The organism is Nocardia sp. NPDC057668 (assembly GCF_042799795.1).
Lineage (GTDB): Bacteria > Actinomycetota > Actinomycetes > Mycobacteriales > Mycobacteriaceae > Nocardia.
Genome location: NZ_JBHVIC010000001.1, coordinates 1455230 through 1477611 on the forward strand (window position 1 = coordinate 1455230; position 22382 = coordinate 1477611).

General features: G+C 71.9%; 10 protein-coding genes. 1 reads left to right on the forward strand and 9 read right to left on the reverse strand.

What is annotated here, in order from left to right; all coding sequences use genetic code 11:
- Positions 1–37: 37 nt before the first annotated feature.
- Genes ACFVBH_RS06715 through ACFVBH_RS06750 form a run of 8 tightly spaced genes read right to left on the reverse strand, consistent with a single transcriptional unit; the run spans position 38 to position 20332 of the window.
- The gene (locus ACFVBH_RS06715; RefSeq protein WP_379000413.1) at positions 38–4462 is read right to left on the reverse strand and encodes an amino acid adenylation domain-containing protein; all 4425 of its coding nucleotides are present in this window, start codon (positions 4460–4462) and stop codon (positions 38–40) included.
- Positions 4455–9701, reverse strand: coding sequence for an amino acid adenylation domain-containing protein (locus ACFVBH_RS06720; protein ID WP_379000415.1), 5247 nt, complete (start codon positions 9699–9701; stop codon positions 4455–4457). The genes ACFVBH_RS06715 and ACFVBH_RS06720 overlap by 8 nt, the downstream gene beginning before the upstream one ends.
- Complete coding sequence (locus tag ACFVBH_RS06725) at positions 9688–10542, reverse strand: 3-hydroxyacyl-CoA dehydrogenase family protein (protein WP_379000417.1); 855 nt, start codon at positions 10540–10542, stop codon at positions 9688–9690. The genes ACFVBH_RS06720 and ACFVBH_RS06725 overlap by 14 nt, the downstream gene beginning before the upstream one ends.
- A complete protein-coding gene (locus tag ACFVBH_RS06730) occupies positions 10539–14948 on the reverse strand; it encodes a condensation domain-containing protein (protein WP_379000419.1) in 4410 nt (1469 codons plus the stop codon). The genes ACFVBH_RS06725 and ACFVBH_RS06730 overlap by 4 nt, the downstream gene beginning before the upstream one ends.
- Positions 14949–14965: 17 nt before the next feature.
- Entirely contained in the window at positions 14966–17869 is a 2904-nt protein-coding gene (locus ACFVBH_RS06735; protein WP_379000422.1) for an amino acid adenylation domain-containing protein, read from the reverse strand.
- Entirely contained in the window at positions 17866–18885 is a 1020-nt protein-coding gene (locus ACFVBH_RS06740) for a 3-oxoacyl-ACP synthase (RefSeq protein ID WP_379000424.1), read from the reverse strand. The genes ACFVBH_RS06735 and ACFVBH_RS06740 overlap by 4 nt, the downstream gene beginning before the upstream one ends.
- On the reverse strand, positions 18882–20000 hold the full coding sequence (locus ACFVBH_RS06745) for an acyl-CoA dehydrogenase family protein (RefSeq protein ID WP_379000427.1): 1119 nt from the start codon (positions 19998–20000) through the stop codon (positions 18882–18884). Before ACFVBH_RS06745 ends, ACFVBH_RS06740 begins: the two co-directional genes overlap by 4 nt.
- Positions 19997–20332, reverse strand: coding sequence for an acyl carrier protein (locus tag ACFVBH_RS06750; RefSeq protein ID WP_379000429.1), 336 nt, complete (start codon positions 20330–20332; stop codon positions 19997–19999). Before ACFVBH_RS06750 ends, ACFVBH_RS06745 begins: the two co-directional genes overlap by 4 nt.
- A gap of 145 nt (positions 20333–20477) precedes the next feature.
- Here ACFVBH_RS06750 and ACFVBH_RS06755 point away from each other — a divergent pair, with 145 nt between their 5' ends.
- Positions 20478–21437, forward strand: a complete 960-nt coding sequence (locus tag ACFVBH_RS06755) for a DUF1152 domain-containing protein (protein WP_379001620.1) — start codon at positions 20478–20480, stop codon at positions 21435–21437.
- Between the two features lie 241 nt (positions 21438–21678).
- On the opposite strand, the gene hemQ is transcribed toward ACFVBH_RS06755, so the two are convergent.
- The gene (gene hemQ, locus ACFVBH_RS06760) at positions 21679–22374 is read right to left on the reverse strand and encodes a hydrogen peroxide-dependent heme synthase (protein WP_354984211.1); all 696 of its coding nucleotides are present in this window, start codon (positions 22372–22374) and stop codon (positions 21679–21681) included.
- Between the last annotated feature and the right edge of the window lie 8 nt (positions 22375–22382).

Consider the following 22382-nt stretch of genomic DNA (forward strand, 5'->3'; position numbering starts at 1 on the left):
GACGCGGTGTGATCCGTTGGGACGGAGACCGATTCGGCTAGCCGGCGGCCACCTGTTCCGCCGGCAGCACCGCGGCGCCGATATCGCCGCACATCGCCTCGAGGGCCTCCGTCATGGCGGTGGCCAGCGCATTCATGGTCTCGGGTGACCAGAGTTCGGCGGCGTAGCGCAGATCACCGCGAATGCCGCCGGGCGCGCCCACCCCGGTCACCATCTCCCGCAGGTCCAGCAGCAGCTCGAATTCGATGCGGTGCTGGGCGAGGGTGCGCAGGCGCACGCCGAGCCCGGCGTCGTCGCCGGCGGGTTCGATATCGCGGGAGTAGGTGGTCATGATCTGCGGCAGTGGATGGTTCGCCGCGGCCCCGGCCGGGCGCAGGCGCTCGGCCAGCCGGTCGAACGGGTACTCCTTGTGCTCGTGGGCGTCGAGCAGGCGGTCCCGGATCTGTCGGACCAGGTCGCGGTAGGTCCGGGTCTCGGCGGTGCGGGTGCGAATGAGCACGGTGTGCACCAGGCAGCCGAGCACCGAATCCAGTTCCTCGGTGTCGCGCCCGCTCAGCGCGGTGCCGACGAGCAGATCCTGCCCCGCGCCGAGCCGTTGCAGCGCGCACACCAGCGCGGCGTGCAGCAGGGTGTAGGTGCTCGCGCCGCAACGGCGGGCGGTATCGAGCACGCGCGCGTGGGTGTGCGGCGACAGGGCCAGCGCCACCGACCCGACCGAGCTGTCGGTGCGCTCGGTGCGCGGCCGGTCCGTCGGCAGCGCGGCTTCGGCGGGCAGGTCCGCCAGTTCGGTGTTCCAGTACGCGGCCGCTCGGTGGGCCGTGCCGGCGGGATCGGCCTCGTTCCCGGTGACGCTCTCGAGCCACACCGTGTAGTCCGCCAATTGCACCGCGGGCGCGGCCCATTCCGGCTCGCTTCCCAGAGCCCTTGCCCGGTAGGCGAATTCGATGTCGCGGAACAGGGTGACCATGGCCTCCCCGTCGCCCGCGCTGTGGTGCAGCACCACCAGCAGCAGATGCCGGTCCGGGGCGAGGCGGTAGAGCCGGACGCGCAGCGGCGGTTCGGTCATGAGCCGGAAGCCGCGCCGGGTCTCGGCGGCCACGGCCGCGTCGGCGGCTTCCGAGCCGATCTCGATCACCTCGAAATCGGTTGCCCCGGGCGCGAACTCGGCGATCCGCTGGACCGGACCGGCCGCGGTGTACGGCAGCACCGTGCGCAGCGCCTCGTGCCTGCGCACGACATCGTCGACGGCGGCGCGCACCGCGTCCGGGTCGATGTCGCCGTGCAGGTCGAGTGCGGCGGGCAGCAGGTAGTCGGCCCGGCCCTCGCTCAGGTAGTTGACCGTCCACAGCCGCAATTGGGCCGGGCTCAGCGGGATCGCGGCGGGCCGGGGCAGTTCGCCGAGCCGCGGCCGCGCGGCGACCGGGTCGCCGTGCCGATCGAGCAGGCGGCGTTCCAGATCTGCCACGGTCGGCGCCTCGAAGACATCGCGCAGGGTCACCACCGTGTTCATGGTCTCGGTGACCGAGCCGACCAGACGGATGGCCGAGAGCGAATTACCGCCGAGCCGGAAGAAGTCGTCGTGCATCCCGACCCGTTCCACGCCGATGGCCGCGGCGAACAGGCCCGCGAGGATCTGCTGGCGCGGGGTGCGCGCCGGTTGCGCCCCGGCGGTGTCGGCCGGCGCGGGCAGCGCGTTGCGGTCGACCTTGCCGCGGGCGGTGATCGGCAGCTCGGGGATCTGCACGATCGCGGTCGGGACCAGGTAGCCGGGCAGGGACAGCGCCAGTTCGGCCCGGAAGCGCACCGGGTCGATCTCGGTATCGGCGACCACGTAGGCGTGCAACGACTTTCCCGCACGGCCGCGATGGACGGTGACCACGGCCGCGGTGACCCCGGGTGCGCGGCGCAGCGCCGCCTCGACCTCGCTGGGCTCGACCCGAATGCCGTTGATCTTGACCTGCCGGTCCCCGCGACCCAGGAAACGCAATGCGCCGCGCTCGTCCCAGCGGCCGTAATCGCCGGTGCGGTACATGCGCGCGCCGGGTGCCCCGGAGACGTCCGCGACGAAGCGCTGCGCGGTCAGCCCCGGCAGCCGGTGGTAGCCCTGCGCCAATCCCGCACCGGCGAGGTAGATCTCGCCCACGGCGCCGCGCGGCACCGGTCGCAGCATGGTGTCCAGCACCAGCACGATCGTGTTGTCGACCGCGGTCCCGATGGGCAGCGGCTCGTCGCCGTCCCCGGCGTCCGCGATCACCTGCGCGGTGGCGAAGGCGGTGGCCTCGACCGGACCGTAGTGGTTGAGCATCTGCACCTCGGGCCCGGCGGCGTGCACCGCGCGCACCGCGTCCGGCGGCACCACGTCCCCCGCCGAGGACAGCACGCGCAGCCGCCCGAGGCTGTCCGGGATCTCCTCGGCCAGCACCTGGAGCAGTCCCGCGGTGAGGAAGACCGCGGTGACCTCGCCCGCGGCCAGCACGTCCCGGAAGTCACCCGCCGAGAGCCGGCCCGGGGGTGCGATGACGACGGTGCGGCCGGTGAGCAGCGGCATCCAGAGCTCGTACGCCGCGATGTCCCAGTTGTAGGGCGAATGGAACAGCAGCCGTGCGTGTTCGGGGCCGCTGCCGATGCTGTCCAGTGCCCGCTCGACCAGCGCCCGGTGGGTGATCTCGACACCCTTGGGCATGCCGGTGGAGCCGGAGGTGAACATCAGCCAGGCCGGGAGATCCATCGGGATCACGCAGCCGGGATCGGTCTCGGGGCACGACCGTGCGGCCCGCTCGGCCGCCACGATGTCGGCGTGCGCGCGCAGCAGGAGCCGGGTTCCGGTGTGCCGCATCAATTGTTCGACCCGTTCGCCGGGATCGTCGTCGTGCACCGGTACGCACAGCGCGCCGAGTTTGAGGATGGCCAGGAAGGCCACGATCAGCTCCGGGGAGCGCGGCAGGCCGATGCCGATCGGGGTGCCGAGCCGGACGTCGTGCTCCCGCGCCCAGTGGTGCGCGAGCCGGTTGGCCCGGGCATCGAGCTCCCGATAGGTGTGCTCGCCGCCCGCTGCCCACAGCGCGGGGCGGTCCGGATGCTCGCGCGCGACCGCTTCGAAAACCGCTGCCACCGGCCGGTCGCCGATCTCGATCACGGGTCCGCGCCCGATCGCGCCGTCCGCTTCGCGGCCGCTGCGGATGCCGGCGAGCACCTGGTCGTCGGCGGCGTCGGCGACGGCGGTCAGGGTGGCCAGGAAGTGGTCGTGCCGAATCGCGAGATCGGCCGCGGGCCAGCGATCGGAGGCGGTGTCGAAGTCGATGCGCAGCGGGCCGTCGCCGTTGTCGTAGACGCCGATCCCGAAGTCGGCGGGCGCGCCGGCCGAAATGTGGTGCAGGGTGCCGCGAACGGGGCCGAAGGCCAGTTCCCGCGCCATCGGCAGGATGTTGAGCATGGGACCGGCGGCCCAGCCGAGATTGTCCGGGACCAGTCCGTGGGTGAGCATGTCGAACCAGCGATAGTGCTGGTGCCGCAGGATGATTCGGGACTCGGTCTGGGCCGCGCGGGCCAGGTCGCCGACGGTGCCCGCGGGATCGATGTCCAGGCGCAGCGGCACCACGTTGGAGGTCATGCCGAAGGCGTGCCAGGACCGTTTGGCCGGGACCGACAACCCGAGCACCACCGTGCGCGCCCCGGTGTCGGCGTGCAGCAGCAGCGCGGTGGTCGCGGCCAGCAGGGCGGGCCAGCTCACGTCGAAGCGGTCGGCTCCGGCGCGGACCCGCCGCCACTGTTCCGCGGTGAGGTATCCGGAGTGCCGAATCGGTTCGGCGGCGTGTTCGGGGACGGGCGGCTGGGTGAAGGCGGGCGCTTCGCCGACGCCGTCGAGGCGGCCGGACCAGAACTCTCGATCGCCGGCATACCGGTGCGAGGCACGGTATTTGGTGTCGGCGTCGAGCAGGGCTGCGACCGTGTCGAAGACGGCTTCCGAGACCGGTTGCCCGGCAAGCAGTTCGGTGTAGACGCTCGCCACCCGGCGCACCATGGCCAGCGAGGACGCGCCGTCGCAGATGACGTGATGAACTCGCACGCTCCACAGGTGGCCCGCTGCGCCGAGATCGAGCAGGTGATGGTCGAACAGCGGCGCGGCCGCCATGTCGAAGGGCCTGGTGAGTTCGTGATCGATGAACGCCAGGGCCGCGGCCATCGGATCGGGCTCGGCGCTGAAGTCCCCGCGGCGCAACGGCCAGTCCGCGAGCTCGGTGACGAGCTGGCGCGGTTCGGGGCCGGTCGCGTCGATTCGCACGCGCAGGGTCTCGCTGCCCGCGATGACCGTGCGCAGCGCCTGTTCGAAGATCGCGACGTCGATCCGTCCCCGAATGTGTACGTAGCCGCCGTTGAGATATTTGCGGCCGGATTCGTCGAGTACCGCTCCGGCCCACACCTCCTGCTGCGCGACGGTCAGGGGGTGGCTGTGTTCAGACATTGCGGCCCTTCGTGTTCAGCGCCGAGACGGTGGTTTCGGCGGACCCCGGCGCTGCCAGCAGGTCCAGGACGGTGTGCAGGTGCTCGACGGCGCGGGCGACTACGTCGGCGGGCACCAGCGACCGGTGCCAGTTGACTGCCAGGTGCAGACCGTCGTTCGGCCAGAAAGTGACCATGAGCGGGAACAGGGTGGCCTCGCGCGATTCCAGGCGGGTGAGCGCGACATCGTCGAATGCCGCTGCGGCATAGAGGCTTTCCACGTCGACGGGATAGGACTCGAACAGCAGCAGGGTGTCGAACGCGGCCCGCACCGGCACACCGGCCGCGTCCTCGATCTCCGCGAGACCGGCGTACTGGTGATCGAGCAGCCGGGCCTGGGCCGCCTGCTGTTCGGTGAGCAGGACCCCGATCGGCCGGGCCGGATCCCACCGCACGCGCACCGGCACGGTGTTGATGAATTGGCCGACCGCGGATTCGATGCCGGGCAGGTGCGCGGGCCGCCCGGACACCACGGTGCCGAACAGCACGTCGGTTTCGCCGGTCAGCTCGCCGAGCACCAGGCCCCACGCGGTCTGCACGATGGTGTTGAGGGTGACGCCGACTTCGGTTGCCAGCCTGGACAATCCGCGGGCTGTAGCCCCGGCCAGCGTGCTCCGGTGCTCGGCCTGCGGGACGGCGGGGTCGGGGGGCTCCGCTCCGGGCGCGGTCAGCAGGGTCGGCGCGCTCGGCTCGGACAGCTCGGCGCGCCAGGCCCGTGCGGTCGCCCGGTCGTCCTGTTCGCTCCGCCAGCGCAGGAAGGCCCGGAAGATTCCGGCGTCGTCCGGGGCCGCCTCGGGACCGGCGGCGTAGGCGACGAGCAGTTCGCGCATCAGCACGGGAAAGGACCAGCCGTCGAACAGCAGGCGGTGATTGGTGACCGACAGCCGCCAGTGCGTGTCGTCCACGCGCAGGAACAGGAATCGGAGCAGCGGCGGGGTCTCGAGATCGAAAGGCCGGAGTTGCTCGTCCAGCAGCAGGGCGTCGATCTCGCCGGGCCGTGCGCGCAGGTCGATTTCCCGCCAGGGCACCGCCGCGGCCGCGGTGACGATCTGCACCGGGTGTCCGGCGGCGGTGTCGACGAACGCCGTGCGCAAGGTCGCGTGCCGGTCGACGAGGTGCTGGGCGGCGGCCCGCAGCCGGGTCAGGTCCGGAGCGCCGGTGCCGGTGAGCAGCAGCTGCATGGTGTGCGGGTCGACGGTGTCGACCTCGTGCAGGGCGTACCGGGCGAACTTGTCCTGAATCGGGGTGAGGGGCCAGATGTCGATCGGGCCGGGGAATCGCGCCGTGCGCGTGTCGATGTCGTGCTGGGTGAGCGTGACCAGCGGGAAATCCGAGGGCGTGTGCCCGCCCGCGCCGGGGAGGACGCTGTGCCGGGCCAGGGCCGCGAGCGCGTTCGACCAGAGGCCGGTGAGCGCGTGGATCTCCGCGGCGCGCAACAGCGTCTCGGGGAAGGAGAAGCCCGCCCGCAGACGGTGATCGGCGACCAGGGCGTCGACCGACAGCGCGGTGGCGGGTGGCAGCGCCGCGGGTGCGGTGAACTCGCCGGTGGGCAGCCAGGGGCCCGAGCCGATGGTGGCGATCGCACCGAGATAGGTGAAGGCGAGCTGGGCCGGTTCGGCCGAGAGCTCGCCCGCCGTCGCCGGATTCAGGTGGCGCAGCAGACCGTGGCCCAGGCCGGTGCCGGGGATCGAGCGTAGCTGTTCCTTCACCGCCCGCACGGCAGCGCCCAGGGCCGGGCCGCCCGCCAGGGCGTCGTCCAGGTCGATGCCGGTGAGATCGAAACGGCACGGGAAGGCCGCGGTGAACCACCCGACGGTGCGGGAAAGGTCAACGCCCGGAGCCACTTCGGCGTCGCGGCCGTGCGCTTCGAGGTGCACGAGCAGCGTGCTCCCGGTGTCCGCGCGGGTGTGCCGCCAGCGGGTGACGGCCACCGCGAGCGCGGTGAGCAGCGCGACGTTGGCGGTCGTGCGGTACAGGTCCGGAATGGTGGAAACCACCGCGGTGGTGGCGGTCTCGTCGAGGTCGACCTGGATCCGGCGCACGGTCGCCGCGGTGTCGATGGCGGCGTCGAGGGGGCGGCCGGCCAACGGCAGCTGCGGAACGGTGAGCAGGTCCCGCCAGTGCTCCAGCTCCGCGGCGCGGTCCGCGGTGACCGCCTGCTCGTGCAGGATGTGCGCCCACCGCCGCATGGAGGTACCACCGGCGGGCAGCGTCGCGGGGGCGCCCGCGCCGATCCGCGTCCACGCGGAGATGAAGTCCGGCACGAGGATTCGCCAGGACACGCCGTCCACGGCGATGTGGTGCACGACCACCAGCAGTCGGCCGAGACCGCCGTCGGCGGGCTCGAGCCAGACGGCTTGGAGTACGAGACCGTTCGCCGGATCCAGGCGATCGGCGGCGGCGTCGAACTCGCGGGCGAGGATCTCGACGCGCTCGGAATCGCTTGTGTCGATAGGCATCTCGACCCGGCGCAGGATCGCGCCGAGGTCGACGGCCGTGACCGGGTCGGCGAACAGCCGCCACGTTCCGCTCGCGTCCCGGTAGAGGCGGGCGCGCAACATCTCGTGACGATCCAGGACCGCGCCCAGGACCGCGTGCAGGGTGGCCGCGGCGAGGCCGGCGGGCAGCTCGAGGACCATGGTCTGGGCGTAGCGGCGGAAGCCGGCCTGGGCGTCACGGCCCGCCGATCCGGCGTGCGCGATCAACGCCGCGATCGCGGGGGTCAGCGGCACCTCACCCACTCCCCCGCCGGGCAATTCCGCCGGGACGTCGGCTGTTTCGCCGGTCGCGACCGCGGCCAGACCCGCGACGGTGGGGAACTCGAACACCTGCTGGGCGGTGAACAGCAGGCCGCGGGCACGGGCGCGGGACACCAGCAGGATCGACATGACGCTGTCGCCGCCGAGTGCGAAGAAGGACTCGTCGGCGCCGACGCCGTCGCGGCCGAGCACCTCCGCGAAGGCCGCCGCCAGCTCGACCTCGGCGGGCGTCCGCGGCGCACGGGTAGAGACCTGCGCCGTGGGCGCGGGCAGGGCCGCGCGATCCACCTTGCCCGCGGGGTTCATCGGCAGGGCGTCCAGCACCACGAAGTCGTCCGGCAGCATGGCGGCGGGCAGCCGGTCCGAGAGTTCGCGGCGCAGTGCGGATTCGGCGCACACCCGGCCCGGCACCGGGACGACGTAGCCGATGACGCGGCCCTCGGCGCGTTGCACGGCCACCGCCTGCGCGACCGGTGCGCAGGCGGCCAGGGCCGCTTCGATCTCACCGAGTTCGATGCGCACGCCATGGCGTTTGATCTGGAAGTCGCGGCGGCCGACGTAATCGAGTTCACCGGTGGCCAGGTTCCAGCGCACGATATCGCCGGTGCGGTAGAGGCGGCCGCCGGCGCCGAACGGGTCGGCGACGAAATGCGCTGCGGTGCGGGCCGGGTCGTCCCGATAGCACCGGGCCAGCTGAACTCCCGCGAGGTAGAGCTCGCCGTCGGTTCCGTCGGGCACCGGACGCAGGGCGGCGTCCAGGACGTGGGCGCGGGTGTTCCAGCCGGGCCCGCCGATCGGGACGTGCGCGATCGGGCCCGCGGGCACCGGGTAGCCCGAGACCGCGCCAGTCGCCTCGGTCGGACCGTACAGGTTGTGCAACTCGGCGGGGCTCGCGGCGGTGAAGCGCTGTGCGAGTTGGGGTGTGAGCGTCTCGCCGATGAGCAGCACCCGGCGCAGCCCGGCGGGGACCTCGGCGGTGGCGTTGAGATGCGCGGTCAGGGTCGAGGGGACGAATTGCACGGTGGTGACGCGGTGGGCGGTGATCTGGCGGGCCAGCTCCGCCGGATCCTGCTGGGCCCCCGGTGGCGCGATGACCAGGCGCGCGCCGATGTGCAAGGGCCAGAACAGTTCCCAGATGGAGACGTCGAAGGTGACGGGGGTCTTCTGCAGCACCGCGTCGGTGCGGTCCAGGCCGAGGTGGTGGGTCATCCAGGCCAGGTGCGCGGTGAGCGCGGCGTGGGTGACGGCGACGCCCTTCGGGGCCCCGGTCGATCCGGAGGTGAACATGAGGTAGGCCAGATTGTCCGGACGAGCGCCGGGGGTGAGCGGGGTGTCGTCGGACGCGTCGAGATCGAGGTCGCCGATCCGGTGCACGGGCACACCCGCGGCCGCGAAGTCGGTGCGCCCGTCGCTGAGCACGCAGTGCGGACGGGCAACCCGCAGAATGCGTTCCAGGCGTTCGGGTGGCTGGGCCGTGTCCAGGGGCACGTACGCCCCGCCCGCCAGCAGCACCGCGTAGGTGGCGACGATGGCCTCGATCGACCGGTCCAGGGCCAGCCCCACGACCGCCTCGGGCTCGACGCCCTGCCCGCGCAGCCAGCGGGCCGTGCGCTCGGCGCGCGCGTGCAGTTCCGCGTAGGTGAGGGTCCGATCGCCCAGCACCAGCGCGACGTCCCCGGGCTGCCGCCGGACCGCGGCCTCGAATCCGTCCAAAGCCGTTGCGGTGGAAAGGCTCTGCCGCTCTGCCGCCGAAACACCCTTTATCGCCGCCGCAGAAACACTTGGTGCCACTGCCGCAGCGTCACGCTGCGCCGCCGCAACGCCCGATGCCACATCCGCAGGGTCGTCCTGTGCCGCCGCGTCGAAGTCGCCCCGTGCCTGCGCGGTGATCGCGGTCATCACCGCCGGCTCCGCGCCGTCGCCGATGTCGTGCGCGGTGTCGTTGATCTCGCGCAGCCTGCGCAGCTCATCCGGGGTGACGATGTCCAGGTGGGCTATCGGCGTGGCCGGGGTGAGCAGGAGCGCGGTGAACAGGCGCAGGAACGCCGGCTGCTCGGCGCGCGGCACCTCGGCGCGCCACCCGGAATCGTGCTGCGCGGCAATCAATGCGGGCGGCTCGTCCGGTGTGCCCCCGGCGCGGGTCTCGTCGCGGCCGCGGCGCAACTCCGCGCCCACGCGCTTGGCGATGACGTCGAAGCTCTCCAGCGGGCGCAGCGGGACCGCGACCGGCAGGATGTTCGCGCCGAAGCGGTGGCCGACCGTCACGCGGGTCGCACCGGTGCGGCGGTGCGCGTGCACCGCCAGTCCGGCCAGCACCACCGCCGCCACCCCGCCGCTGCGCCGGGCCAGCGAGCCCAGCCCGGCGAGGCCGTCGAGCAGGGGCGAATCGGCCAGGCCCGCGGGCATCGCCGCCGCGGGCGCGGTCGTCTCACGCGTAGTCATGGAATCCCCCGCCGGTCTTGCGGCCGAAGCGGCCTGCGGCCACCAGATCGGCCAGCGGGCCCGGCACGCGGTAGCGATCGTCGCCGGTCGTCTCGCGCAGCACGGTGAGGGTGTCGAGCACATTGTCGAGACCGATGAGGTCGGCGGTGCGCAGCGGGCCCATGCGGTGCCCGAGGCAGCCCTCGAACAAGGCGTCGACGGTGTCCGCGTCGACGCCGGTGGCGGTGACCTCGGCGGCTTCGGCGATGCACAGCATGAGGATCCGATTGATGACGAACCCGGGACCGTCGCCGACCACGATGCCCTGTTTGCCGAGGGCGTCGAGCAGCGCGAGCGCGCGGGCCAGGGCGCCGGGGGCGGTCTGCGCGCCGGTGATCACCTCCACCACCTCGGTCAGCGGGGCGGGGTTCATGAAGTGCAGCCCGAGCACCCGATCGGGCCGGTTCGTGCGGGCGGCCAGATCGGCGACGGGGACGGCGGAGGTGCCGGTGGCGAAGATCGTGCCGGGCGGGCAGTGCCGATCCAGCGCGCCGAAGATCTCACGCTTGAGATCGATGCGCTCGGTCACCGATTCGATGACGAAACTCGCCTCGGACAGCTCGGCCAGGTCGGCGGACCAGCGAATCCGCCCGGAGACCGCTTCCAGGGTCGTGCCGCGCGCACCGCGCCCGAGCAGGGCGGCCAGGCGCAGCGCCGAGCGCAGTTCCCGCTGCGCGCGGGCGATGGCGGTCGCGTCGGATTCCACCACGACCACCGGAATGCCGGACTGGGCCAGGCACTGTGCGATACCCGTTCCCATCACGCCCGCGCCGACGACGCCGACCAGGGTTTCGGTGCTCACGGAATCACCTCCAATTCGCTGTCGAGGGCCGCGCTCGCGGTCTCGAGGACCGCGGCGGCCGGCCGCGCGGGCAGGGCTTCGAACAGCCTGCGCAGATCGGCCAGCATGGCCAGGGCCGAGGCGTGTTCGAACAGTTCGGCCGCGTAGTGCAGGCGCAGCACGACGGTGCCGGGGTGCGTCCGGGTGCAGGACAGCGCCAGTTCGGTTCGAGGTTCGGCGGAGACCGGGCCGGTCGACGTGCCGTGGAAACTCACCGCCGCGGGTGCGCCGCCGACCGCGGGAGCCTGCGCCGCCGCGCCCACCCGCTCGAGCAGGCCCGTCCAGGTCGGATCGCCGCTCAGGTCGAGCTCGGCCGTACCCGGCTGTCCCGTAACCGTTTCCGGCAGCCCGATCGCGACCCGATCGGCGCCGGTGTACCAGGTGAGCAGCACCGCGAAGGCCGCCAGGGCCGTGTCGTGCAGCGCGGATTCGGAGTACACCTCCGCCGGCCGCACGGTGTCCGACACCGTATCCAGGGTGTGGCTCGTCAGCCCCGTGCGCGGGAAGTCGGTGGGCACCTGGGTTTCCGGCGTCCGGGCGCGCGGATCGTCGATGAGGGCGGCCAGGACGGGCGGCGCGACGGCGTTCACCGCGGCCTCGGCCATCGTTTCGAGGATGCGCAGGAAATCGGCGTTGACCCGGGCGACGGTCTGCCGGGTGAACAGCTCGGTGCTGTATTCCCAGCAGGCCCCGATATCGGCGTCCGGGTCGTCGGTGAACTCGAAGGTGACCAGGGTGAGATCGAATTTCGCGGTGCCGGTGGGCAATCCGCCGTACTCGTGACCGGCCGAGTGATCGGGGTCGAACAGTTCGGTGGCGGCCTCGTCGACGCGTTTCAGGCGCGGGGTCACCTGGTGGATGTAGAGGACGTCGAACAGCGGGGTGCGGGCGAGATCGCGCCGCTCCACCAGGGCGTTGACCACGCGGTCGAAGGGAATCTGCTGGTGTTCGAGGGCTTCCAGGACCACGGACCGAACCCGGGCCAGCAGTTCGGGGAGTTCGCGATCGCCGCCGAAGTCGGCGCGCAGGGCGACGGTGCTGTTGAAATAGCCGATGAGATCGTCGAATTCGCGCCGCCCCCGGCCGGTGGTCGGGGTGCCGACGACGATGTCGCGCTGACCGCTGTGCCGGGCCAGGGTCAGGTACAGCGCGCTGAGCAGCACCACGAACAGCGACACCGACTCGCGCTGGGCCAGGCCGCGCAGATCGTTCAGCAGCGCACCGGGAATGGTGAACGGGTACAGGTCGCCGACGAAGGTCTTGCGGGCCGGACGCGGGAAGTCGGTCGGCAGGTGCAGCAGTGGCGCGTCCGCCAGTTTCGCTGTCCAGTAGGCGAGTTCGTGATCCAGTGCCGAACCGGCCAGCAGTTCGCGGTGCCAGGCGGCGTAGTCGCGGTACCGGATGGGCAGCGGGGCCAGGGTGTGCGGGCGGCCCGCCCGGCGCGCGGCGTACAGCTCGGGGATCTCGCGCGCGAGGATGGTCGGCGTCGCCCCGTCGGTGACGGCGTGGTGGCAACTGAGCTGGAGCACATGGGTTTCGGGCGCGATGGTGATCACCAGCACCTGGACCAGCGGATCGTTCGCCAGGTCGAAGGGCCGCTGCGCCGCGGCACGGACCAGTTCGTGGGCGGCCGCGGTGGGATCGGGGGCGGCCGAGACGTCCACGCGGCGGAAGAACTCCCCCAGCCGGGGCCGAATCCGCAGCACCGGCGTGCCGTCCTGCTCGGCGAAGTTGTAGCGCAGCGTCTCGTGCCGTTCGGCCAGATCCTCGAAAGTGCCGTGCAGGGCATCGATGTCGATGCCGCCGCGCAGCAGCTGCACCACCGGATAGTTGTAGAGCGTGGTGCCGGGATCGAATTGGTGGTGGAACCACATCCGTTCCTGCCCCGAGGACATGACCGGCTCGTCATGGGCCACCAGGGCCGGGATCGCCGCGCGCGCGGGCACCGCGGCGCGGCCGGCGCCCGCGGCCAGCAGCGCGCTGAACTCCGAAAGCCGGGGCCGCTCATAGATATCGAGGAGTTTGGGGCGGAAGCCGAAGGCCTCCTCGATGCGTTCCACCAGCTGCACGGCGATGATGGAATTGCCACCCAGCTCGAAGTAGTCGGCGTCGCCGTCGAGATCGGTGTCCGCGCCGAGCAATTCGCCCAGGGTGGCGCGCAGCCAGCGGTCCGGATCAGGTCCGGCGGCCGTGGATGCCACGACGGAGGTGGACGCGGCCGCGGTGTCCGCGGGCGGCTGTGCGCCGGTATGCCAGTGGCTGGGAATGTCGATCCAGCAGCGGGAGGTGAGCTGCGGATGCCCGGGCAACCGGATACGCCGGGCGTCGGCCGGTGCGAAGGCACCCCAGTCGAGATCGACCCCGGCCGTGTAGAGCTGTCCGAGCAGGCCCGGCAGACCCGCGGAATCGTCGGCGGGGCCGATGATTTCGGCCTCGGGCAGTTCGGCGGCGAGCAGCTGGCCGAGCCGGCCCCCGCGAGCGGGTTCGAGGAAGACGACCGGGCCCTGGGTCGTCAGGGTGCGCGCCGCGTGCGCCAGTCGTTCGATGTCCACGGTCGCGGCCGCGCCCTCGATCTCGGCGGCGGTGACCTCGGCCCGCGAACCGAGCAGGTACCGGGACACGAAGCGGGACGAGCCGGCGCTGAGGATGGCGGCGAACTCGATGCCGCAGTCGCGCAGGCGATCGTGGATCGCGCACTGGCCCGCCAGCACCGCCGCGGTGGCGCCGGTCGCGGGCAGCTGGGCGGGCAGGGCCGCGCCGGAATCGACCGGTATCGGCTGGGCGTCCGGGGACAGCAGCAGCACCACCCGGGGCGGGCGGGTCGCGGCCGTGCGGTCGGCGGGCGGCAGTGCCCGCAGTCGCCGCACGAGATCCGCTGTGCTCGACGCGGTTACCGCGTACCGGTGGGCGTAGTGGGCGCGGCCGACGCCGAGGGTGAAGGCGATGTCGTCCAGGGCCGGCGGCTCCGGTGCGGACAGGGCGGTGGTGAGATCGGCGGTCAAGGCGGCCAGGGCTCGCGGGGTGCGCGCCGAGATGCCGACCAGGCGGGGCCGATCCGCGCCCCGGTCCGGGCGGGCGGGTTCGGCGGGTGGTTGTGCCACGACGCAGTGCGCGATGCTGCCGCCGAGGCTGAACGAGCTCACCCCCGCGATCCGGGGTGCGTCGCCGGGCCACGGGCGGGCCGCGGTCAGCACCTCGATACGGGCGGCCGCGAGATCGATGTCGCCGGTCGGCCTGCTGAAATGCAGGCTCGGGTACAGCTCGGCGTGTGCGACGCCCAGCACGGCCTTGACCAGGCCCGCGATACCGGAGGCGTGGTCGAGGTGGCCGATATTGGTCTTCACCGAACCGATCGGCAGCAGCGGGTGATCACCGAAAGCGGCGGTGATGCCTTCCAATTCGATGGCATCGCCGAGCCGGGTGCCCGAGCCGTGCGTCTCCAGATAGCCCGCCGCCGCGGTGCTCGCCCCGGCCGATCGCCACGCCTTGGCGATGACCCGAGCCTGGGCGGTGGCGCTGGGGGTGCTGATGGTGGCCGCGGCGTGCCCGTTGTGCAGGGTGGCGCTGCCGCGAATGACGGCGTGGATGGGCGCGCGATCGGCGCGAGCCCGGGCCACGGTGGTCAGCAGCAGCACCGCACCGCCCTCACCGCCGACCGTGCCGTCCGCGTCGGCGTCGAAGGCCCGGCAACGGCCGCCGGGCGAGAGGATCTCGGTGAAGACGCCGCCGCCCCAGGACGGAGTGCCGGGCACGCGCACCGACACTCCGCCCGCGAGCGCGTAATCGGCGTCCCCGCCGGACAATTCGCGACAGGCCCGGTGCACCGCGACCAGGGCGCTGTTGCAACCGCTGTCCACGCTGTAGCACGGTCCGGTGAGCCCGAGCAGATGCGCGATCCGGGCCGCGCCGGCGAATCCGGCGTTGCCGAGCAGGCTCAGCGGTCCGGGATCGACGGCGAAGGCGTGGTAGCTCGACTGCGAGGCGCTGAGCACAACCGCGGTATCGCTCGCGGCCAGGTGCGCGATCGGGTACCCGGCGTCCTCGACGGCCCGCTGCGCCAGCGACAGGGCGATGCGCTGCTGCGGGTCGATCACCGAGGCTTCGCGGCGGGACAGGTTGAAGAAGCGGTGATCGAACTGCTCGATCTCGGTCAGGTGGCCCATGGGCAGGTACCCGGCGGCGGGATCCAGGCCGGTGGCGGCGATGCGCTCGGCGGGCATGGGGCCGACCGCGTCGTGCCCGGCGCGCAGGTTCGCGCGGAACTCGGCCAGATCGGCGGCGCCGGGAAAGCGCGCGCCGATGCCGACGACGGCGATATCGCCGTCCCGGGCAGCGAAATCGGCACTGCTGCTGACGGTGTCGGACATGAGGTGCTCCTGCCGGATCACAGCTCGAACGCCGCGGTGGTGACCGCGCCGGTGGGCGCGAGCGCGGAATCGCCTGTGGATCCGGGGTGATCGGGGCCGGGCGGATCGGCCGGCCCGGTGCGGGCGGCGTCGATGGCCTCGGCCTGTTCGGTGATGGTGCGCAGATCGAAGAGCCGTCCCACGCGCAGCGCGCCCGGCCAGCGTTGTTCGAGCTGCAGGTGCAGGAACACGACCCGGTGGGAATTGCCGCCCAGTTCGAAGAACGAGTCGTCCCGGTCGAATTCGCCGTGCTCGAGGACCAGCTCCCAGAGTTCGGCGAGTTCGCGCTCGCGCTCGCGCCAGCCCGCCCGCGAGACGGCGGCGCCCGCGGCGCGCCGGCGGGCCCGGGCCCGCAGGGCCGCCTCGTCGAGCTTTCCGGCGGCGGCGATGGGCAGGGTGTCGATGGGCAGGAAACGGCTCGGCACCGCCATGGGCACCAGCTGCCCGGCGCAGAACCGGGTCAGCTCGACGGTGTCCAGCCGGCTCGAAACATCCCGTGGGACAACGAAGGCGAACAGCTCGGTGATGCCGTCCGCATCGGCCACATCCAGCACGACCGCGTGCCGGACGGCGGGATGGGTTTCGATGACCGCCTCCACCGCGTGGCGCTCCACCCGCGCCCCGCGAATCTTGATCTGGGCGTCGTCGCGCCCGAGGAACTCGATCTCTCCCCGCTCGTCCACGCGGGCGAGATCGCCGGTGCGGTACATCCGCGCGCCCGGATCCTCGGTGAAGGGGTCGGCCACATAGCGGCCCGCGGTGAGCGCGGGGCGGGCGGCGTAGCCGTCGGTGATCTGATCGCCGCCGATGTAGAGATCGCCGATCTCACCGGGCGCGAGCCGAATCAGTTGGGGGCCCAGAACATAGGCGGACGAGCCCGGTACGGGGGTGCCGATCGGCACGGTCTCGGGATCGGTCCCGGCGAGGACGGTGTGCCAGAGGCAGCTCACCGTGGCCTCGGTCGGGCCGTACTCGTTGAGCAGGACGGCCTCGGGCAGCGCCTCGCGATGCCGGGCGGCCAGCGGCGGCGGGAACGCCTCACCCGCTATCGAGACCAGTTCGGGCGCGGCGTCGACCGCCAGGTGCGGCAGCAGGAGTCGATAGAACGACGGGGTCGCGGACAGGTGCGTGACCCCCGCCGACCGGATGAGCGCGCCGACCGCGGCCGCGTCGGGTAGCTCGCGATAGGCGGGGAAGACGGCGGTGCCGCCCCGGGTCAGCGCCCACAGGCTCAGGATCAGCGCGCCGTCGGCGGTCAGCCGCCAGGTGGACAGGGTGACGAGTTCGCCGTCGCGGTGGGGGTATTCACGGCCGGCGAGCATGGCGGCCACGTTCGCGTGACTGACCACCACGGCCTTGGGCGTGCCGGTGGAGCCGGAGGTGGTCAGCACGTAGATGGGCGCACCGGGCGGTTGCGGGCCGGGGAGATCGGCGACGGGGGTCTGTCCGCCGACCGCGAGCAGGGCGGGCCGGCGCCCGGCGAACAGCGCCGCCATCTCGTCCGGGGAGGTGCCGGGTTCGGCCGGGTCGTAAATCACCGCGCCGCAGTCGATGTCGTCCAGCAGCGTGCGCAGCGCGGATTCCGGATGCCCGGGTTCGATCACGCACCAGGCCGCGCCCGCGCGCAGGGCCGCGAGCATGGCGACGACGGTGTTCGGGCTCTGGCGGAAATAGCAGAGGACGATTCGGCCGGGGCGCACGCCCGCGCCGGTCAGGCGGGCGGCGAGAGCCGCAGTGGCGGTGTCCAATTCGCGGTAGGTCAGCGTGTGGTCGCCGACCCGCACGGCGACGCGATCGGGAACGCGGGTGAATTGGCCGAGCAGCGCGGTGGCGAAATCGCCCGGGCGCACTGCGGAATCGGGGCTGCGCAGCAGAACGTGGGCGGTGCTCGGCGCGGTCGCGGTCGGCTCGTGCACGAGCAGCACCTGATCGGTGGGCGACTCGACCGGGCTGAATCCGGCGAATCGCAGTGTCACCAGCATGATTCGGTTCACCGGGGTCGGGGTGAACTCCGCGACGCAGCGGTGCCCGCGCGTCCGGGCCCGGTCGATCAGGTGGGCCAGCAGCGCGCCGCCGACCCCGCGCGACATCACCCGGCACGACATGAGCAGCAGCAGGAGCACCGAATCACCGTCGCGGAACTCGGTGACGGCCAGGCCGACGGTGCCGTAGGAGCCGAAACGGTCGCGCAGGGCGGCCACCAGCACCTCGTGCGTGCCGGAATCGATCAGCTCGCGCAGTTCGGCCGCGTCGAAGGTGCGGCCGGTGGTGTTGAGCTGATTCGTGCGCACGGTGAGTTCGTGCGCGCGGTCCAGATCGGCGGGAGTGGCGCGGCGCACGGTCAGCACCAGGCCGAGCGAGGCGAGGAAGTCGGCGTCCGAACCGGTGAAGGCGGCCTCGGTATCGCGCCGATCCAGCTCGGCGCGATAGCGTTCGCGCCGCCGCCGGGCATCCTCGGTCACCACCCCCGGGGTGAACTCGGGCCGGTCCGGCAGGCCGGACACCTCGTCCGCGTCGTAGCAGCGGACCTGCGGCAGCGCCGCGGCGACCTCGGCGCGTTCGACCGGATCGTTGTCCACGAACGCGATCGCGTCCAGGCCGATGTTCAGGGTTTCGGCGATCCGGCGCACGGCCTCGGACTTGGCGTTCCAGCCGATCTCCAGCACCGTGAACAGTTCCGCCAGCCCGTGCGCGCGCAAATGCGCCGTGGCGGGACCGCTTTCACCGCGGCTGGCCACCGCGTGCACGATGCCGCGGTCGTCGAGCGCCCGGAGTGCCGCGCGCACCTCGGGCCGCGGCTCCCCCGCGTCCCGCTCGAGGACCACCCCGTCCCATACGGTGTCGTCCAGATCCCAGACGAGGCATTTCACAACGGCGGTCACAGCGGGGTTCCTCCGGTGATCGAGTCGGGCAGGCGGCGCAGCAGGGTGGTGCTCCAGGCGGCGACCGGACTGCTGTTCATCAGCAGCGCGTAATCGCCCGGATGCTGTTGCGCGGCGGCGAGTTCCAGATTGACCAGCACGTCCAGGGAGCCGAGGTGGCCGTACCGGGCCAGGTTGTCCCGGCAGGCCCGGTCGATGCGCACCCCGAGGGCTTCCTCCCAGAACGCGAAGGCGCCGGCCGAAAGGTTCTGCATCAGCACGGATTCGATGTCGAACAGTTGCAGGCCGTTGCGGGCCAGCACCTCGGCGTTCATGGCCTCGAAGCGTTTGCGGCTCTCGACCGCGAGGCGGAAGCTGTAGGTGGCCTCGTCGGCGCAGTCCTCGGTCCAGTCGCGAACGGGGACGTCGCGATAGTCGATGCGGAACAGGTCGGCGTAGCGGCCGTCGCTGTGCACCAGGTGGTCGGTCAGTTCGTAGCGGCCCGCGGGAGTGTCCTTCGTCAGCAGCACCGCGCCGCCGCCATCGCCGAGCAGGGTCATGGGCGCCCGATAGCGGGCGGGAGTCGGTGCTTTCGCGGCGGTGACCACGAGCACCGTGCGGACCTGATCGCTGCCGCGCAGCAGCGCCGCGGCCACGGTGAAGGCGGCCGAGATCGACACGCAGCCCAGGTCGCCGACGCTGGTCACAAAGGCGCGGGTCGCACCGAGGCCGTGTTGCAGGCGGGTGGCCTCGGAGGCGAGCAGGTATTGCGGGGCGCGGCCGCCCACGAGCAGCAGGACATCGAGTTCGGCGGCGGGGAGACCGGATCGGGTCAGCGCGGCCGACGCGGCCTCGGCGGCGAGATCGAGTTCGGAACTGTCCGGCGCGCAAGGGATCCGGTCGATGCCGAGGGCGAGCGCGTGGGCGCGGCGCTGTTCGGGCAGCAGCTCCAGCTCGGCCAGATCGGCTACCGCACAGGTGGTTTCCGGGAAGACCAGGGCGGCCGGGCCGAGCGTGATCGGCGTGGCGGCGGTCATCGCGGGAGTCCGTTGGTGAGCGGTTCGGCGCGGCGCAGCACGAACTCGCCGATGTCCTGTTCGGCGATCTCGCGCGCGCCCTCGATGATCTGCATGATCTTGGCGTCCCGGAAGAACCTGCCCGCGCGGGCATCCGGGGCGCACCCGGCCGCGCCCAGAATCTGCACGGTGCGCTCGCTCACCGTCGCCGCGGCGGCAGCGGCGGCGTACTTCGCGGCGATCGTGGACAGCAGGGCCGCGGGCTCGCGGGTACGGCGCTGATCGGCGGCGCGTTCGCACAGCGCCCGCGCCCCTTCGATATCCACCCAGCTGCGGCCCAGCATGGCGCGCACCGCCTGGTGATCGGCGAGGCGGGTAGCGCCCTGGGTGCGCTCGCGCGCGTGTGCGCTCGCATCGGCGAGGCAGGCTTCGGCCATGCCCAGACAGCCCCAGGCGATGGTGAAACGGCCGTGATCCAGGGCCGTGCCGATCACGTGGGAGCGACCGAAGCCGGGGCGCGCGAGCAGGTGATCGGCCGGGACCGCCACATCGGCGAGGTCGATGTGGGCCACTCGCGCACCGCGCAGCCCGAGTTGATCGGCCACCGGCTCCACCGTGACACCGGGCTGATCGGTGCGCACCAGGGCCGCGACCGGACCGTCGGGCGCGTTGCCGAGCACCAGCAGCACATCGGCGACCGCGCCGAAGGTGACCCACAGCTTGCGCCCGGAGACCCGCAGGAGCTCGCCGTCGCCGGTGAAAGTCGTTCGCACACCGGACAGATCACTGCCCGCGCCCAACTCTGTGGCCGCGAGACCGGCGATGGCATCGCCGGCGGTCAGCGCGGGCAGCCAAGTCTCCCGCTGCGCGGGGGTGCCCCAGCGATCCACGGTGGCCGCGACCATGGTCTGCACGGTGAACAGCGAGCGCAGCGACGTGCACACCGCGCCGAGCCGCGCCGCGGTGCGACCCAGTTCGAGCGCATCCGCGTCACCGCCGCCGAAGCGGCCGGGCCGATCCAGGCCGAGCAGGCCGGAGGCGGCGGCGGTCATGATGACCTCGCCCGGCAGCCCGGCGCGATCCCAGGCCGCGGCATCGGTCTCGGCTGCCAGCAGCAGCGCGCCGAGATCGGTCACCGGACGCCGTTCGTCGCCACGCCCGCCGCGCACTTGCGGGCGATGAACGCGGCGGCCCGGTGCACGGTCCGGAAATTGGCGAGGTCGAGATCCTCGATATCGACCTCGAATTCGAAGGTGCGCTCGAGGTAGGCGACGATTTCCATCGCGCGCAGCGAATTCACGAGCCCGAGCGCGAAATAGTCGTCATCGGGCCCGAGTTCGGATCCGGTGATGGTGCTGAAGTGGCGTCGCAATCGCTCCACCAATTCCGGCGCGGGCACAACCGCCCCGAATTCCGAATCGCCGAACTCGCCCAATGGATCCGCCTCACCCTCACCGACATCGGCCACCGCGCACCGGTGACGGTCCGAACCTAAGGTTCGATGTCCCCATTCGGAAGGATCAGCACTGCCCCCAATTCATGGGGGCCACCACCCACTCCGGCGAAATCCCCTGGCAGCAACCGCTTTTCCCACGCATGATGGCGAGGTGAGTATGTTCCGTCTGGCCGAGCCACCCCTGTTCACCCGGCTACGGGACGCGTCCACGATCCTCATCGCCGGAGCGGGCGGCGGCTTCGACGTCTACGGCGGGCTGCCGCTGGCGATCGCGCTCTCGGCCCAGGGCAAGCGGGTGCACCTGGCGAACCTGTCGTTCAGCGATCTACGGCACACTCCGCTCGAGGACTGGCTGGCGCCCGGCGTCGCCGCGGTCACCCCGGAGACCGCCGGTAATGACGACTACTTCCCCGAGCGGACCCTCGCGCGCTGGCTGGCCGGCACCGGGCGCGAGGCCCTCGTGTACGCATTCCCGAAATCGGGCGTGCGACCGTTGCGTTCGGCCTACCGCGCGCTCATCGAGCACCTCGGCGCGGACGCCCTCGTGCTCATCGACGGCGGTACGGACATTCTGCTGCGCGGCGACGAAGCGACGCTGGGAACCCCGCACGAGGACATGACCAGTCTCGCGGCCACCGCGGGACTCGACGGCCTCAACCGGTTGGTGGTGTCGATCGGATTCGGAATCGACGCCTATCACGGCGTGTGTCACGCGCATGTCCTGGAGAATCTCGCAGCACTCCAGCGGCGGAACGCGTTTCTCGGCGCGCTGTCGATTTCACCGGACAGCGCCGAAGGGGCGGCCTATTGCGACGCGGTCGAACACGCGCTGGCCACTACGCCCTTGCGGCCCAGCATCGTTCATTCGCAGATCGCCGGGGCCATACGCGGGGAATTCGGGAACGTGCACGCCACCGATCGCACCGGCGGCACCGAGCTGTTCGTGAACCCGCTGATGGCAATGTATTTGGCGGTGGATCTGCCCGCGCTGGCGGAAACAGTGGAATATCTGCCGGCGCTGGTCGAGACCGAGGAGATGCACGAAGTCGTGCGGGTCATCGAAGCGCATCTGGGCGGGCGGAGCGCTCCGCGGCCCGCGGGGGTTATTCCGCACTGAACGGGTGGGCCGTCCACCGCTCGATCTCCCCGCGGCGGCACCCCTCGGTAGCCGGCCCTGCCGCGGCCGACGTCGTCGCGGGGAGATCGAGTCCGGCAGCAGAATACGGCTCGTATGCGGGGGTGCGCATGCCCCGAATTTTTCGGGCACCGTCGAGCTACGGGGCGGCGACCCGGGAAAAGGGGGCGGCCCGGCCGAAATCTACGGCCGGGACGCGGAAGTGGCGGGAGTGTGGGCTAATTCACGGCAGGGACGCGATGAGCTGCTCGACCTCCACGCGGGGGCCGGTGAAGAAGGGAATCTCCTCGCGCACGTGCAGGCGAGCCTCGGTCGCGCGCAGATCGCGCATCAGATCCACGATGCGGTGCAACTCCGGCGCCTCGAAGGCCAGCAGCCACTCGTAATCACCGAGGGCGAACGACGCCACGGTATTGGCGCGCACATCGGGGTAGCCGCGCGCGGCCTTGCCGTGATCGGCGAGCATCTTGCGCCGCTCCTCATCGGGGAGCAGGTACCACTCGTAGGACCGCACGAACGGGTACACGCAGATGTAATTGCCCGGCTCCTCGCCCGCCAGGAACGCCGGCACGTGACTCTTGTTGAACTCGGCGGGACGGTGCAGCGCGGCATTGCTCCACACCGGATTGCTGGCCTGGCCCAGCTCGGTGACCCGGCGGAAATCGGCGTACGCGGCCTGAATCTCCTCGATCTTTTCCGCATGCCACCAGATCATGAAATCGGCATCGGCGCGCATGCCCGCGACATCGTAGAGACCGCGCACCACCACACCGCGATCCTCGAGCGAATCGAAGAACTCGCGCGCCTCCTTGATCGCGGCCGTCCGATCATCCCCCAGCACACCGGGCTCCACCTGGAACACCGAGAACATGAGGTAGCGGATGGTGTCGTTGAGGGCTTTGTAATCGAGTCGCGCCATGCCCCCAT

What these genes read in the sequence shown, in the direction of transcription:
- ACFVBH_RS06720 (WP_379000415.1), bottom strand. Translation starts at nt 9,701, where the DNA reads ATGACTACGCGTGAGACGACCGCGCCCGCGGCGGCGATGCCCGCGGGC.
- ACFVBH_RS06715 (WP_379000413.1), bottom strand. Translation starts at nt 4,462, where the DNA reads ATGTCTGAACACAGCCACCCCCTGACCGTCGCGCAGCAGGAGGTGTGG.
- ACFVBH_RS06730 (WP_379000419.1), bottom strand. Translation starts at nt 14,948, where the DNA reads ATGTCCGACACCGTCAGCAGCAGTGCCGATTTCGCTGCCCGGGACGGC.
- ACFVBH_RS06755 (WP_379001620.1), top strand. Translation starts at nt 20,478, where the DNA reads ATGTTCCGTCTGGCCGAGCCACCCCTGTTCACCCGGCTACGGGACGCG.
- ACFVBH_RS06740 (WP_379000424.1), bottom strand. Translation starts at nt 18,885, where the DNA reads ATGACCGCCGCCACGCCGATCACGCTCGGCCCGGCCGCCCTGGTCTTC.
- hemQ (WP_354984211.1), bottom strand. Translation starts at nt 22,374, where the DNA reads ATGGCGCGACTCGATTACAAAGCCCTCAACGACACCATCCGCTACCTC.